Source organism: Pseudoalteromonas luteoviolacea (assembly GCF_021654285.1).
Lineage (GTDB): Bacteria > Pseudomonadota > Gammaproteobacteria > Enterobacterales > Alteromonadaceae > Pseudoalteromonas > Pseudoalteromonas luteoviolacea_J.
Genome location: NZ_JAKFZS010000044.1, coordinates 19,042 through 34,072 on the forward strand (window position 1 = coordinate 19,042; position 15,031 = coordinate 34,072).

7 protein-coding genes and 1 tRNA gene are annotated in these 15,031 nt (G+C 42.1%); 1 reads left to right on the top strand and 7 read right to left on the bottom strand.

Annotated elements, in window-relative coordinates; all coding sequences use genetic code 11:
- Positions 1-59 precede the first annotated feature (59 nt).
- From recD to L1077_RS25355, 4 genes are all read right to left on the bottom strand, one after another.
- Entirely contained in the window at positions 60-1,949 is a 1,890-nt protein-coding gene (gene recD, locus L1077_RS25340; protein ID WP_237139569.1) for an exodeoxyribonuclease V subunit alpha, read from the bottom strand.
- A complete protein-coding gene (gene recB, locus L1077_RS25345; RefSeq protein WP_237139570.1) occupies positions 1,949-5,476 on the bottom strand; it encodes an exodeoxyribonuclease V subunit beta in 3,528 nt (1,175 codons plus the stop codon). The genes recD and recB overlap by 1 nt, the downstream gene beginning before the upstream one ends.
- Entirely contained in the window at positions 5,463-8,753 is a 3,291-nt protein-coding gene (gene recC, locus L1077_RS25350) for an exodeoxyribonuclease V subunit gamma (RefSeq protein WP_237139571.1), read from the bottom strand. Before recC ends, recB begins: the two co-directional genes overlap by 14 nt.
- Before the next feature lie 125 nt (positions 8,754-8,878).
- Complete coding sequence (locus L1077_RS25355) at positions 8,879-9,907, bottom strand: GGDEF domain-containing protein (protein WP_237139572.1); 1,029 nt, start codon at positions 9,905-9,907, stop codon at positions 8,879-8,881.
- A gap of 336 nt (positions 9,908-10,243) precedes the next feature.
- Here L1077_RS25355 and L1077_RS25360 point away from each other — a divergent pair, with 336 nt between their 5' ends.
- Positions 10,244-10,795 carry a hypothetical protein gene (locus L1077_RS25360; RefSeq protein WP_237139573.1) on the top strand — a complete coding sequence of 184 codons (552 nt, stop codon included), beginning with the start codon at positions 10,244-10,246 and terminating at the stop codon, positions 10,793-10,795.
- Here L1077_RS25360 and L1077_RS25365 read toward each other — a convergent pair.
- The 3 genes from L1077_RS25365 to nadA form a co-directional block, all read right to left on the bottom strand.
- Positions 10,745-13,324 (bottom strand): serine/threonine-protein kinase, encoded by a 2,580-nt coding sequence (locus L1077_RS25365; RefSeq protein ID WP_237139574.1) that lies wholly within the window; start codon positions 13,322-13,324, stop codon positions 10,745-10,747. The genes L1077_RS25360 and L1077_RS25365 overlap by 51 nt on opposite strands.
- Before the next feature lie 331 nt (positions 13,325-13,655).
- Positions 13,656-13,745 (bottom strand) — tRNA-Ser (locus L1077_RS25370).
- Positions 13,746-13,844: 99 nt separating this feature from the next.
- Positions 13,845-14,888, bottom strand: coding sequence for a quinolinate synthase NadA (gene nadA, locus L1077_RS25375; protein WP_039607806.1), 1,044 nt, complete (start codon positions 14,886-14,888; stop codon positions 13,845-13,847).
- Positions 14,889-15,031: the final 143 nt, after the last annotated feature.

The following is a 15,031-nucleotide window of genomic DNA, read 5'->3' on the forward strand; positions in this document are numbered from 1 at the left end:
TTCTGCTTTCAAAATAACCATAGCTCAACATTCAAAAGAAACAAATAAAAAACATTTTTTTAATTTTTTAGTAACCTTTCGCGTAACCCCGAACTTCGTCCAACTGTTTTTTCCATTGCTAGCCTCAGTACTTGAGGCTGACATATTAGCTCTAAATGGTTTTTAGCTCGGGTAATGCCTGTATACACCAATTGCCTATTAACTCCTTGTCTTGCTCTTTGTATTGGAGGCAAAATCATTGCTGTATGAGCGAATTCAGATCCTTGAGATTTGTGAATTGTCATCACATACACCAGCTCGTAACTTGGTAAGCGCGCAGGATTGATAGACCTTAAGTGCCCTTGCTCATCAATGAAGGTAGCGAATAGTTGGCCATTCTCATCAGGTAACACTATCCCAATATCACCATTAAAAAGTTTCAGTTGATAGTCGTTTTGTGTGATCATCAACGGCATACCTACGTAATATCGTGTGTACGGCCTAATCAAATTTTGCTGAGCCAGTTTATGCTCGATACGTTTGTTTAACTCATTCACGCCGTACGGGCCTTCACGTACAGCGGCAAGTAATTGATAATCTGAAAATAGCTTATGTATTTTCCGTGCACTTTCTCCTGCTTGAATCGCTCTTAAATACTCGCTATAAGCATTGGCAGCACGCTCTATCATATTGACATATGACTCATTTGATAGCCCATAGAGGCTTAATTCAGAAAACCCTTGATGTATTACCCAGTCCAAATGGTTTGGGTCATTATTGTTAACCGCTGAGGCTAATTGGCCGATACCACTGTCACTTTTAAAGCGATGGCTTTGTTGCAAAAACGCCATCATATCTTGCAACTGAAATTGACTTGCAGCCCCTGATAGCTTTTTAACACCACCAAAGCACACGTCATTGAGCAATTGAGCCCGCTGCGAAGAATACTTTGGATGTTGCCCCAATTTTAGATCAGCACATAAATCATTCAGAATACAGCCGGTATCAACGGACGCGAGCTGATCTTTATCTCCCAATAAATATAGCCGTGCGCCTTCAGGCAACGCGGCCACCAACTTGCTCATAAGTGACAAGTCTACCATCGAAGCCTCATCAACGATTAATAAATCAACGTGAAGCGGATTTTTATCATGGTGTTTATACTTATTACTATGTGGAATAACGCCTAATAATCTATGTATTGTTTGTGCGTCCTCAGGGATCAGATCGGCAAGCTCCGGCGCTAACGCTAACCTACCTTTGGCACCGATGATTGACTCACTGAGTCTCGCAGCTGCTTTGCCCGTTGGTGCCACCAGCTTAATGTTGAGCGGTGCTTTGACATAAAGAGACTGTAAAATAGCGAGTAATTTTGTAACCGTCGTTGTTTTGCCCGTACCTGGCCCTCCTGTGATAACACAAAATGCACTTGCAGCCGCTATGGCACACGCTACTTTTTGCCAATCAATGACATTGTCATCTTGCACTGGAAAATAGACATTCAACAATGCTTGCAACTGACCTAGGTCCAAATTGATCTCACGCTGAGACATGCTTATGAAGCGCTCGGCCAAATATGCTTCATAATTAGCTAGACGTGCTAAATACAGTTGATTTTTAAATAGTACAATGGGCTTATCATGCCCAACTGCTTGGTGGCAAGAAAGCGCTTGCAATGCCTTGTCTTTATCCACAAATGGCGTCAGCTCTATAGAGTGAGTCAATTGCTCGATATTTAGTTCAAACGGATTAAACCAGTCAATAGTATCCAACAATAAACAGCTATGTTGGTTTTGCTCAGCTTTAAGCACTAACAATATAAGATAAAATACATCACAAAATTGAGAGTCACAGAGCAGTTTTGCGAGAGCAATATCAACACTTCGTACTTTGCGTTGCTCAATCAATACCTCAATAAATAAGGCGTCATCAAAACTATCTTGCGTAAAATCTAAAGAAAATTGCGACATTATGATGCCTCCGGATCAAAAAGCGCATCTAAGGTAAGTAACTCTTGCTCAGTGAGTGCTTTGAAAAATACACCACCGCCCTGCGGTAACGCCCTTAAAAATAAGTAATACACACCACCCAGATGCGTCCCAACCGTATAATCAGCAAGTCGATATTTCAACAGTCGATGCAAAGCGACACTATAGATAAGATACTGTAGATGATATTGATGAGATGACATCGCAGACATTAAGTTATCATCACTGTAATCACTCAACTCATCACCTAAGTAATTGGATTTATAATCTAACACGTAGTATTTACCTTGCCAGCGAAAAATAAGGTCTATAAATCCTTTTAACATGCCCTGCACTTGGTCAAATTGTAAAAAACTTGGCTGACCCGTTATATCTGTTAATACCTTATTTAGTTGGCTTGCTCTAAGCGCACTTAATGGCAGGTGAAACTCCATTTCTACCAAGCAATGTTCAGGTGCTAAACGACTTAACGACAAATCACCAACCGCGTTAAGTGGACACGCCAAACTTTGCACTACCCACTCAGTCACGCAGTCTCGCCACTGCTCATCAATCTGATATTTATCTAAGCAGGCTTCAACCACCTCGCCCACTGGTAATTTATCACCAGCGACTGGTGTATGAGGTGAAGTAAAGTCAATCTGTTCATAGATTTCATGCAAACAACTTCCCGCTTTTGCACCTTTTACAAAGCTATATGGCGTTTTAGTTGGGGTTTGTGCCATACGAGGTAAATCTAATTCATGATGCTCATCTAAAGCCCCTGCGGGTCTATCATCATGATGCGCATGATAACTTAATTGGCTGAAGCTGGTTGTCCGCCAATTGATTTCTATTGCGGCGTTTTGATCCTTTACCCCTAACGCAACAGGGACTTGAGCTTGCGGCTCACCAAAGTAGGCAGTTGGAGGCGTTTCAAATATCTCCATAGACATACCAGAGTGCTGCAGACATAGCTGTTCAAGTGCTTGATGCCACTGCTGCGCTTCTTTAAACTCAGTATCACCAAATAGCGCAAAGCCCAGCGCTGTTTGGCCAATACCCAGCTTTTTACTGCGGCCCAATGCAATGTTAAACAAGCCCAACTCGCAATAGTGTACAGCACGTGTCAGTGCCACATATAATAATCGAATGTCTTCCGCTAAACGCTCTTTTGAGGCTGCTTGTACGCCATGATCATCTGCATCAAGGTCAATGATTAAATGTTTATCTTGATGATAGATAATTTCACTCGGATCACGATAACCCAGTGCAAATGGCATATATACAATTGGGTACTCCAACCCTTTTGACGCATGCATAGTGACAATTTTAACCAAATTAGCATCACTTTCTAAACGTAACTGAGCGCCATCTAACGTGGCTTCGCTGCATTGAATGCTCAACCACCTCAAAACACGTTGCGTCCCTTCTAACTCAATTTGTTTGTGTTGCAATAATTCGGCGAGATGACGATAGTCGGTCAACCAACGCTCTACTTCATAACCATTTGCCCGCCAAACACTGGCAAGTTGGTTGTGCACCATCAGCTTCTCTAACATCGCCATCGCACCACTTTGATACCAAACTCGCTTCAGTTCAGCAAAAAAGTCTAAATAGCTCTGCCATTGCTGCTCATTTTGAGAGAGGCTGTAGACTTGCTCATAATTTAACGCGAATAAAGGGCTGACTAATACCCCACGCAGCGCCGCCTCATCATAAGCGCCATGAAGCACATGCAACAATTGATTTAACGCACTGGCAACGGGTTGCCCATATACGCTATCTCTAGCTAAATACACGGCACTCACACCACACGCATGCAGTGCTTGCTTCATCACTGAGGCTTCGTTTCTGTCTCGGACCAAAACACAAATATCAGCCGCTTTTATCGCTTCTCCTCCTATACTCACTTGGCCCAATTGTGCTTGGGAGAGCAAGGTTGCAATTTTAGCTGAAAAAGCTTGCGCCAATGCCTGATGCGCCTGTGCTTTACTGGTAACGCCATCTCCGCTATCAAATACGCAAAAGTTTAAAACCTGTTCTGTATCATTACTGAACGACTGCTGCTCAGACTTACCCTGCGCGTCAACTGCGTAAAATGGAATATCCTCATTAAAGATAAAGCTGCGTTCGTGCTGGGTAAAAATCGCGTTGACGCTATCCACCACAGATTTAGCCGAGCGATAGTTTTTAGCCAAAGTAAAGTGTCTGGTTTCATCCACAGCCTGTTTGGCGGCGATGTAGGTGAAAATATCCGCGCCGCGAAACCCATAAATAGCCTGTTTAGGGTCGCCAATCATAGTCAAAGCACTATTAGCGTCGCCCGCGTATACGGTGCTAAAGATACCGTATTGAATGGGGTCGGTATCCTGAAATTCATCAATTAATGCAACGGGAAATTGCTGTACGATTTTATTTGCTAAAACCTCACCAGCATCTCCTTGCAACGCTTCGTATAAATTACTCAATAAGTCATCTGGAGAAATCGTGCTCTGTATTTGCTTATGCTGTACTAACAGCGCTTTTACTTGCTTCAAAGCGTCTTGCAGCAGTGCTATTGGTAGTAAGTTTTTAACTTGATGGTGTAATTTCGCCATTTCGTCAAATTGCGAAATCATGTGATGGGTTATCAACTGGGCATTTTTCTTATAATTTTTAGCATCTCCAAGTTGCGCGCTCCCCCACAAATTAAAGGAGTGCTTGCTTGTACCGAACTCAAAATACCAAGCGTCTGATGCAACATAATCACCCAGAGCATTTATGTTAGCAGCACGCCCAGGCGCCTTATTTTTTGCCAGAGCTGACTCGTTTAGGCAAGTGATAAACTCACTTTCTCGGAGCGCCTGTTTAAATTCGGCAGCCCTCGTCTGATATTGCGCTCTTGCAGCTAACACATCATCTAATTTCACCTGAGGTGTCAGTTTTGCACCCGATTTGCTTAGCAGTGGTATCAGCTTCTTCATCAAGCTTTGTGGATGTGCAAAATGCTCCAATACCAATGCGGTTTGATCTTTGTCCAATGTGTATAAAAATTTGCGCCAGTGGTCCTCTACCGCCATTTTTAAAAGCTCAGTTTCATCGAGAATAAACTCGAGATTAAAGCTCAACTTTGACTCAAAGGCGTGCTGTTTAAGCATTCGCTGACAAAATCCATGAATAGTGAAAATAGCAGCTTCATCCATGGACTTTGCCGCCGCATCTAGCAATTTAAACGCCGCCTGCTTATCCTTAACTTGCGCCAATAGCGTTGGTATAAGCGGATCTGCACACTCAGCACCGAGTAAAACATCTCGAGCATCTATGATCCTAGCTCTCACGCGGTCTTTTATTTCTTGCGTGGCAGCCTCGGTGAAAGTCACCACCAGGATCTGCTCAACACTTAAACATGCCGACTCTTGATGCTCTACCAAGCCCAATAAGTATCGAAGATAAAGTGCCGTAATTGTGTATGTTTTACCCGTCCCGGCACTCGCCTCAATCAAATTATGGCCATACAGTGGCATGGTGATTGGATTAAGCATCTCCATGAGACTGCTCCTTTTCTAACGCAATGATTGGCCCTAGTAATGATTTGCTGAGCAACATAAACTCTTCCATGCAGGACTCTAAATTTTTGAAGTTGAGTGCCACATAAGGATCTTCAGACTCGCCAACGCCAATATACTGGCCACCAGCAAACTTTAAATTCGCTTTACCAATGTCATCCGTGCTCGCAAATGCATAACTTGAGGCTGGGAAAAATGCCACAGGCTGCGAGATCAATTGCTGATAGAAATCGACCCAGCCTTGCAATAACTGCATTGCATCTGATTTCTCAAGCGCATCAAACGTCACCTGCTCATCTAGTCCAATAATTGATGTGCTGGTCGCTGAGACAGTAATATTGGCCAATAGGTGATAAATGAACGCCCGAATTTTATCTTTGGCCTTAATGCTCGCGGGGCGGTAAAAGATCTGCTCATTCGCAAAGATTTTATCAAGCCAACCCACTATCTTCATCCCGTTAAGCTCTATACTGACCTCACGCGGTGACTGTGCGTTAATAAGCTTGGGCTTCAACACACCCACCATAGGTAACACACGTTGCTCTAATAGTTCTAACTGTATCTCTCCGACATACGCTTGCGGCAAATGACCCCTTTGCAACATTTGTTCTGTGCTGAGAGTGGTATCATTTACACGGGTATCCAGTATTTCTAGTAAATATTGATAACGTGTCAGAGGATCTAAAGAAAATGGTTCTGTATCATCCTGATACTCAAGTGCAGGATTAATTTTCACCCCTAAACAGTTTTGATAAAAGTAGCTTTGCGGCGCCGTACACGCGCGTAAAAACTGCGTTAATTCTAGCTCACCTGGCAATTCAACGAATAAAGGCGCAGGCTGAACTAATGGCTGTTCTGATCCGTTAAATAACCAATTGGGGTTATAACTTTGTAGAGGGCCTTGCTGATAGTGTTGTGCGTTAAATGGTTGCAATGGTGCCTGACTTTTAAGCTGCGTACTAACCTGCGTATCGCAGCCTGCAAAACAAAAACTGCGATCAATATATTCAAACAACTCGCTCACTAACACGGATGGCACTTGTACTTCGTTATTAAAACATGAACGGCCAATATAACTGACATAGAAGTGGCTTCTAGCACTAAGTAACGCCTCTAAAAATAGATATCTATCATCTAGTTTTCGAGATCGGTCACCTTTTCTTCTTGATGAGGCTGGCACTAAATCAAAGCCAATTGGCTGAACCTGACGAGGATAATCCGCATCATTCATGCCAAGCAAACACACCACTTTAAAAGGTACCGCACGCATCGGCATCAGGGTACAAAAATTCACGGCTCCAGATAGAAAGCGCTGCCCCACGCCTTTTTCTTGTATACCCTGTTTAACCAGATACGCCAGCACTCTAGGATCTATAGGCTCGCGCATATCTCCGCTTTCATAGTGCTTTTCAATGCCCTCGATCACTTTGTTTAGTTGCATTAAATCCCAGCTTTGTTCCGCATCTTGGTGATAGAAACGGGCTAAAAGCGCACGCAGCAACATGGCTTTTTCGCTTAAATTTGTGGTTTGCAGTAGTTGTGTCTTAGCATCGGTAAGCGCCTCAATAAAAGCAATTAATTTACTTAAAATATGGATCGCCATGCCTTCAACCAAGTCTGCAGGGTATATGCCGTTAAACGCCCCTTCTTCATTTTCTGAGGCAACGCCAAGTAATAATCGATTTAAACCATGTAGCCATGTGTTGAGAGAGATTTCTGGTAACCCATGCTCAGACTTGTTCTGTGCATCTAAACCCCACTTAATAACAACTTGGTCTAGCCAGTATTTTATCTGCTCAAATTCCGTCGTTTCTAATTCAAAGCGACTAGATATAGACTCAACAGCTAATAAATCTAAAATATCTGTTACACCAAAGCGGCTAAAGGGTAAGTTAACCAAAATCACAAATGATGATAAAACAGGCTTTTCTTGCTCAATAGCCATATCTGCGAGGGCATATGGCATATACCGTTTGCCTTGTGCACTGCCAAATACCGCTTCAATATAAGGGCTATACGCACCTACATCAGGCATCATGACAATGATATCTTTAGGTGTTAAATCTGGATTTCGATTAAATAAATTAAGTAAATGGTCATGCAAACACTCAACTTCTCTCAAAGCAGTGTGGCAATCTTGTAAGAAAATACTATCGTCACCTTGTTGAACTTGCAGTTTCCCTTCTTCGCTCACAAACCAATTGGGATCAGCTTGTAAAGATTCACCTTTAAATGCCAGCTGGTAGATCTCACTTTGAATTTTTGACAACAAGGAATCATTAAAGTCTTCCACAAAGCCATCCAACCAACGAGCATCTAATTGCAATAACTGCTCTAGATAATCTCTGCCCAGTTTACCCCAAGAGGACAGCAATGGATTCCCAACATTAAAGTAATCGTTTTCCTCATCAAGATTTGCCTCAATTTCCGGGCGCTTTGCATATTTGGCTTGGATTTTTGCCTGTGTTTTTTCATCTACCAAGTCACCCCAATAATGCTCACTTGGATTGAAAAAAAACAGCAGTACTTCGGTTTTACTGGCCAGCGCTTGAAACACTTCTAGTTGACTTGTGGGCATCGCAGATAAGCCAAAAATTGAAATACGCTCAGGTAATTGATGACTGTGGGCATTTTCTAGAGCAGCCAATAACTGTTCATGCATATTGGCACGATTATAAGGACTTTGCTCTAATTGATTTGTGTACTCGACCAAAGTGCGCCATAAGTCAGGCTGCCAAGGCGCAATGGCGACATCAACATCAGGTAGCGCATCTGTCCCAGACTCCCAATAGGCCAACCAATCTGGTCGGTACATCAGATATTGATCGTACACATCCGCAATTTTCTCGCATAAGGTAAATAGCTTTAAGCCATCTAAATCTCCCTGCTCTGCTGTTTCAGGATTATCAGCATATAAGTAATTTGCCAATGGCATATACAAAGCATGGTCGAGCTTGGATGGCAGCAAACTGTATAACTTCCAAGCCATATTGCCTTTATTATAAGGGGACTCTGCTGGGACATCTGGCAAAAACTGTTGATACAAACGCCAAATAAAGCTCAGCGGCAACGGGAAGTCGACCTGAGCTGCAACACCAATGTGTTTACTGAGTCCATTTTTCAACCACTGTGACATACCTGGCGACTGAACAAGAACGGTTTCTTGTACAAATGGGTCACTTAAGGGGGCTGTTTGCATTACAGTATTAAACTGCGCTTGCAATGCTTCCATTCGATTAGATTGAATTATATGCAACATGTGAAATTAGCTGAAAATCAATTAGATTGAACAGTTTAAGAGAAATACACAGGGTATGACAGAAAAAAGTGCCCAGACTCGTTTAGAAGCCTTAGTTTCAATACTCGTCAGTAGCTGACCAATTGCTAAAACAAGTCTATATCACTGCTTTCTATGTGATCCTTTATTTGCTTGCGAGAAATCAAATCCTCATAAAATCCGACCTGATCTCGCCCATGCTCTTTGGCAAAATACAAGGCTTTATCCGCATTTTCTAACACATTAATGGGGAAGTCATACGGGCTGATCCGCGCAAGACCAACGCTCACTGTTAACTTTTTGATAAAAGGAAAAGATGTTTGTCTCACAAGCTCTAAAAACGAATTCATACGTTGCTTAATCGATTCATAATCTGCGGGTTCAAATACAATGACAAATTCTTCACCACCAAATCGAAACAACAAATCTGTGCTTCGAAAGAAATCCTGCATACGCTGCGCCAATATCAACAGTACCTCGTCGCCACAAACATGGCCGTATGTATCGTTAACACTTTTAAAGTGGTCAATGTCTAGCATAGCAAGCCAAGACGTTGCCCCTTGGTGTAGAGTCCGCAAGTCAGATCCATCTCGAATGGCACGGTTTTGCTCTAACATTTGCTTTTCAAGTAGTTGCTTGAGCTTTTTATCAAAAGTTTGGCGATTTAAAAGCCCAGTAAGCTTATCTCGTTCATTCTCACGTAATATAGTCAGGTAGTTTTCATAAATACGAATAAACGCATTCAGCATTACTTGCTGTGCACTATCCAAGCCCTGACACTGCACTTCTATTGCGCCAACAGGCTTATCATGAATGACGATGGGTAACCAACGCCGCTCTGCCCCCGCAGCGTCTTGCATGGTGATACTACATGCTGACTGCAAACAAGAACTCAGTTCTGCGTGAGGATTGTCTAAAATCACTCTATCTAACCACTCATACTCGCCGACATCATGCACCATGAGCGCAAGGCTACGCTCCACGGTACATGGTCCATGCCCTTGAATCGTTTTGAACACTGAAATACGCTGACAATTTATAAACTCCTGTATTGTCGACAACAAGCTATATTCCAATGAATCGATATCACGTGTTTTCGTTATTTTTATAACCGAATTTAATAGTTCTTCTTGCATCGTTTGCCTGCTCTATCTGTTCAGTTATATACCTTCATGGTTATTTAAGTGAAGGTGTACTAGATCACTAAGCTTAAGTATTGGTCAGAAAGTAAGGAACAGCAATGTCACCAAGTAAATTACTCACCCTAAAAACTTCCCGTACAGCTTTGTCCTTGATGCCTTGATACACACTATTCTGATGGACAATTCGAATGCACGGTTTGCATGGCAACTAAGGCAAGCGAGGTCGTGTAATAGCATGTAATAGAATATTCTTCTATTCTCATAGTTGCCCAAAGGGCAAGTAAATACTTGCATATGGCTCGACTTAAATAAATATAAAGGACATTACAAATGAACGATGTGATAAACGAGCTCAACCTAGAGCTGCAAAATAGCGATGAAATCCCGCATTCGGGTTCAATTTTTGACTTCAGCGCGACGTTTGATCTCAATACACAACAAAAAGATATCAAGTTCGATACGCCAACATCTGAAAAAGAGCAAGAAATAAACTATGCCAAGACTCCATTTGATGTTGAATTGAGTGAAGACCAATCTCAATACGGACTTTCCATTGATTTTTTATACAAGCTTGATGCTCATACAGTACAAAACTACTCCATACGTGGAGCTAATATTAAACAGCTAAAAAATGTAGAAATCTTAAGTACAGATATTTTTAATAATAAATCAACGGAACCAAAAAAAAGTGTACTTAAGTTAACCATCATAGTGCCGAAAGACCTGCCGATAGAAGAAAAGACAGAATTAAAATTTGATATCCTGCTATCGAGAAGAGAGCAAAGTTCCAACAACAACAACAACAACAACATAAAGGCTGATGCTACTAGCCTATTCATTGACCCGATACTTATCATTGGTCGCCCAATTCCGCCTAGATAAGCACAATCCCTCATGTGATGATTTAAACTGCGGGTATTTACATAATGGCTTAAACCAAGGCAAGTTAAACCAATTAGATGAATAGCCGCCGTTAATCGTCTCGTTATAGTGGAGCAGCGCAGAGTGATGATCACCTGTGAGTGTAAAAATCACCGTTGCTCCATAAGCATATTCTATTTTGTCTGTGGTTAGCTTTATTACCTTGTATAAATAGTGTAGAGCATCGCTGTAACGTTCTAGATGCGCCATGGCCTGCCCTGCTGCAATTAACTCATTGACAGACATATCTTCGCGCACACCATTGGCTACCTGATTGTATTGTTCGACAGCTAGCTCATTTTGCTCACCCAGCAATAACAAATCCGCATAGTTAAGCCTCATCGCAAGGTTCTCAGGACTTAGCACGGTCGCTTCCTTTGCAGCAGACAATGCTAATTCAATTTGCCCAGAGTACAAATATGCAAGAGAAAGGTTGTTATAATCCTCCGGGCTTTTACTATTTTCTAACACTGCTAGGTAACCTGCGGCGGCGACCTGCCAGTGCCCGTCAAACATATTAATATCTGCAATAAGCCGATGTGCCCGCGTAAAATCAGGGAATGTCTGAACAACCTCATGTAATAATGATGTAGATTCAATAACTTGACCATTATTAAGATACATGACGGCCAAATTATATTTACTGTTTAAATCAGGTTTGAGTAACACAGACTTCAAATACATCTCTAATGCTTTATCTATTTGATGTCGCCTATAGAAATAATAACCTTTTAGCTGATAACTCAATGCCGTCTCACCATAGATAGACAAACGACGAAATAAATCGTCAGCAAGTGCTTGCTGCTGACTTTCAATTGCCAGTACAATCCTGTCAACCAAATAAGGCTTAGATGATTTGTAACGCCCTGGTGCTGTGTCGAGTAACACTGTTAACCTATCGATGAACTGTTGTTCCCTATCAATATGATAGCGCTCCAGCAATAAATCTCTTGCAAGGCTATACAGCGGTAAATAATTAGGGTCCTGTTCAATCAACTCCAATGCGCGAGACAAGTTGGAATGAGACAGATCGCCTTTAATATTAACGTCATGATAAACACTTAGGTATTCCTCAAAGAAGGCCGTCTCTGTAGACATAACGCTTTGCCTTGTATCCTGCTGAGGCTGGCCAAGTAATTTAGTTGCAAACCGCTCATAGATTGAATGAATAACAAAGTAATTATCTTTACTCGTTTGCGTATTCAGCTCACCCAAAACTAATTGGCTATCTCCACTGAGTAAGGAAAGGCGAACATTACACTGAGCATGTTCACACCTAACTTCAGGAAGAAAAACCGCTGTTGCGCCGGTTGCCTTTGCTAAATCAGCTACATCTTTAATATCACTATATTCTCTGTGATTAATCAACTCCGCATTAGTCGCAGTTATAATGACTTGTCGAATTGCGCTATCAATTGTGGCGTGCAATAAATTAGCGCCAGCTCCCTCATGATGGTCGCTAATCATTATTTTCGGCTCAAGCACCAAGGCATAATGAAGCTCGTCTTTTGGCTTTAAAGAAAACCACCCTAAATAAACAATTAAGCACAACACACTCAACACAAAACCACTATAAACATATTTTGCTCGTATTAGCGCTCTGGGCTCATGCTTCAGTTCTTGTGTAGCTGACAATAACGCCGTATCGTCCGCACCGGTTACTTCTAGTAACGCCAACGTTCTGCCAAGCACCGATAGCACTTCTCTCGCTAAAGGGCGTGACTCAGGCGATTTAGACAACATATTGCGTAGTAATTGAATAAATTCAACGGGGATATCTGGCGATAAACTACTGGGTTCAATAAACGCGTCGTGTTTGATGCTCTCAGCCAGTTCAGCGCCTTTCGCTGAGCCAAAAGGGTGGCACCCAAAGAGAAACTCAAAGCAAAGCACGCCAAAAGAAAATACGTCCGTCGACTGTTCAACAGACATTCCTTCAAGTTGCTCCGGTGACATCGTACTTAAACTGCCGTAACTGGCACCTAAAGGCTGATCTGATTTGTGGCTCTGTATCGAGTTTGCGATGCCAAAGTCAGACAGTTTCACCTCAGAGGTATTGGAAATGAGAATATTGCTCGCTTTAATATCACAGTGAATTAGTCCTTGCTGATGAATATAGCAAAGGCCATTGGCTACCTTTTCCAACAACGCGAACTTATCAGCTACAGTGAGTAGCTTTTGCTTCATATACTTAGCTAATGTTTGACCAGGTACATACTCCAGAATAAGCAACAGATCTGAACCGACTTCAATAATATCGTATAATTGAACAACATTTGGGTGATTAGCTTTGGCCATTGAGCGCGCTTCGTAAAGCGCCCGCTCTCTAAGTTTGAGGTCGTCTGATTGCTGACTTAACTTAATTCTTTTTACCGCAACCTGTCTATTTAAGCGAGTGTCATTAGCAAGAAATACATCTCCCATCCCACCCGATGCAATATGTTTTATTGGCGCTAAGTATGTACCAGAAAAGCATTCTTCACTGCGCATATTCTACCTACCCTGGCTCAAAACTATATAAGAACGGCTGATATTCTATCCTAACAATGGATTTAATAGTAACCATTGTAGACAAAAGGTCAGGTTTTTAACTAAAACGTATAGTTACACAATGGCAAAAACGAAATATATATACTTTTAACGTCAGTTTGTACAAAAAATCTTGAACATAAATATCAAAATGATTTTTCTAACTTAAAAAGCTGTATAAAATTCAGAACCACAGAAAAATACTGAATATACAAAATAAGATGATTCACTAGATTAGTACTATGAAAAACTACAAGAAAAGGAGTTTATTTTTACTTTATAGAGAAAGAAATGGCGGAGAGGGAGGGATTCGAACCCTCGATAGGGGTTAACCTATACACGAGTTCCAGTCGTGCGCCTTCAGCCACTCAGCCACCTCTCCGCACTGAAAGCGGGCGTAATACTATGAAAACCCCCGCCTTTTAGCAAGTATTTTTTTTGTAATCTGTGTTAACTGCACAGATTACAAGCAAACTTGTTATTAACGCTTTAAACTCGCTGAGAAATCGAGCATACGATTAAGTGAGCGTAATGCACCTTCACGTAACTCCATATCAACGAATACTTCTTTGCCTTCGGGGTTGATAAGTGCTTCTTCAATCGCCTGTAAGCCATTCATTGCCATCCACGGGCAATGTGCACAGCTGCGACATGTTGCACCTTCACCGGCTGTTGGCGCTTCGAAGAACTCTTTCTCTGGACAAAGCTGCTGCATCTTATAAAAGATACCGCGATCGGTCGCCACAATAAACTTCTGGTTATCCATATCCTGCGCGGCTTTAATGAGCTGGCTCGTCGAGCCCACTGCATCAGCTAAGTCAACGATCTCAGCTGGCGACTCAGGGTGAACTAACACGGCCGCATCTGGGTGAAGCGCTTTCATGTCTTTCAGCGCTTGCGTCTTGAATTCATCATGAACGATACAAGCACCGTTCCACATGATCATATCCGCACCAGTTTTCTTCTGAATGTAAGAGCCTAAATGCTTATCAGGGCCCCAAATAATGGTTTCCCCTTCAGAATCCAAATGCTCAACGATTTCAAGAGCGCATGAAGAGGTGACAATCCAATCTGCGCGCGCTTTTACCGCGGTAGACGTGTTCGCGTATACAACAACCTTTCTTTCAGGATGCTGATCACAGAACTTAGAAAACTCGTCTATTGGACAACCCACATCCAATGAGCAAGTTGCTGCCAATGTTGGCATCACAACGGTTTTCTCCGGCGTTAATATTTTCGCCGTTTCACCCATGAAACGAACACCGGCGACGATAATAATATCTGCATCTTCTTGCTTAGCACCAAAACGTGCCATTTCTAATGAATCTGCAACACAACCACCTGTTTCCTCAGCAAGCGCTTGGATCACAGGATCTGTGTAATAATGGGCAACCAAGACCGCGTTTTTCTCTTTTAACAATGACTTGATACGCGCTTTATACTGCGCTTTTTCTTCATCATTTAACGGTGCTGGCTTTGGAGGAAATATATAATCCTCAGGCATGATTTGTTCTGCTAGACTCATTCTCTCGACCACATAGTCCACATTGCATAATTGCCGCGAATTATACGAAAAATACGGAGATAATCCTAGTAATAGACGATATTCACAAAGAATATTTAAGAATAAATGAATCGAAAAGATAATGGTGGGTCATGATGGACTCG

Coding starts and splice junctions, on each gene's coding strand:
- recD (WP_237139569.1), bottom strand. CDS start 1,949: ATGTCGCAATTTTCTTTAGATTTTACGCAAGATAGTTTTGATGACGCC.
- recB (WP_237139570.1), bottom strand. CDS start 5,476: ATGGAGATGCTTAATCCAATCACCATGCCACTGTATGGCCATAATTTG.
- recC (WP_237139571.1), bottom strand. CDS start 8,753: ATGTTGCATATAATTCAATCTAATCGAATGGAAGCATTGCAAGCGCAG.
- L1077_RS25355 (WP_237139572.1), bottom strand. CDS start 9,907: ATGCAAGAAGAACTATTAAATTCGGTTATAAAAATAACGAAAACACGT.
- L1077_RS25360 (WP_237139573.1), top strand. CDS start 10,244: ATGAACGATGTGATAAACGAGCTCAACCTAGAGCTGCAAAATAGCGAT.
- L1077_RS25365 (WP_237139574.1), bottom strand. CDS start 13,324: ATGCGCAGTGAAGAATGCTTTTCTGGTACATACTTAGCGCCAATAAAA.
- nadA (WP_039607806.1), bottom strand. CDS start 14,888: ATGAGTCTAGCAGAACAAATCATGCCTGAGGATTATATATTTCCTCCA.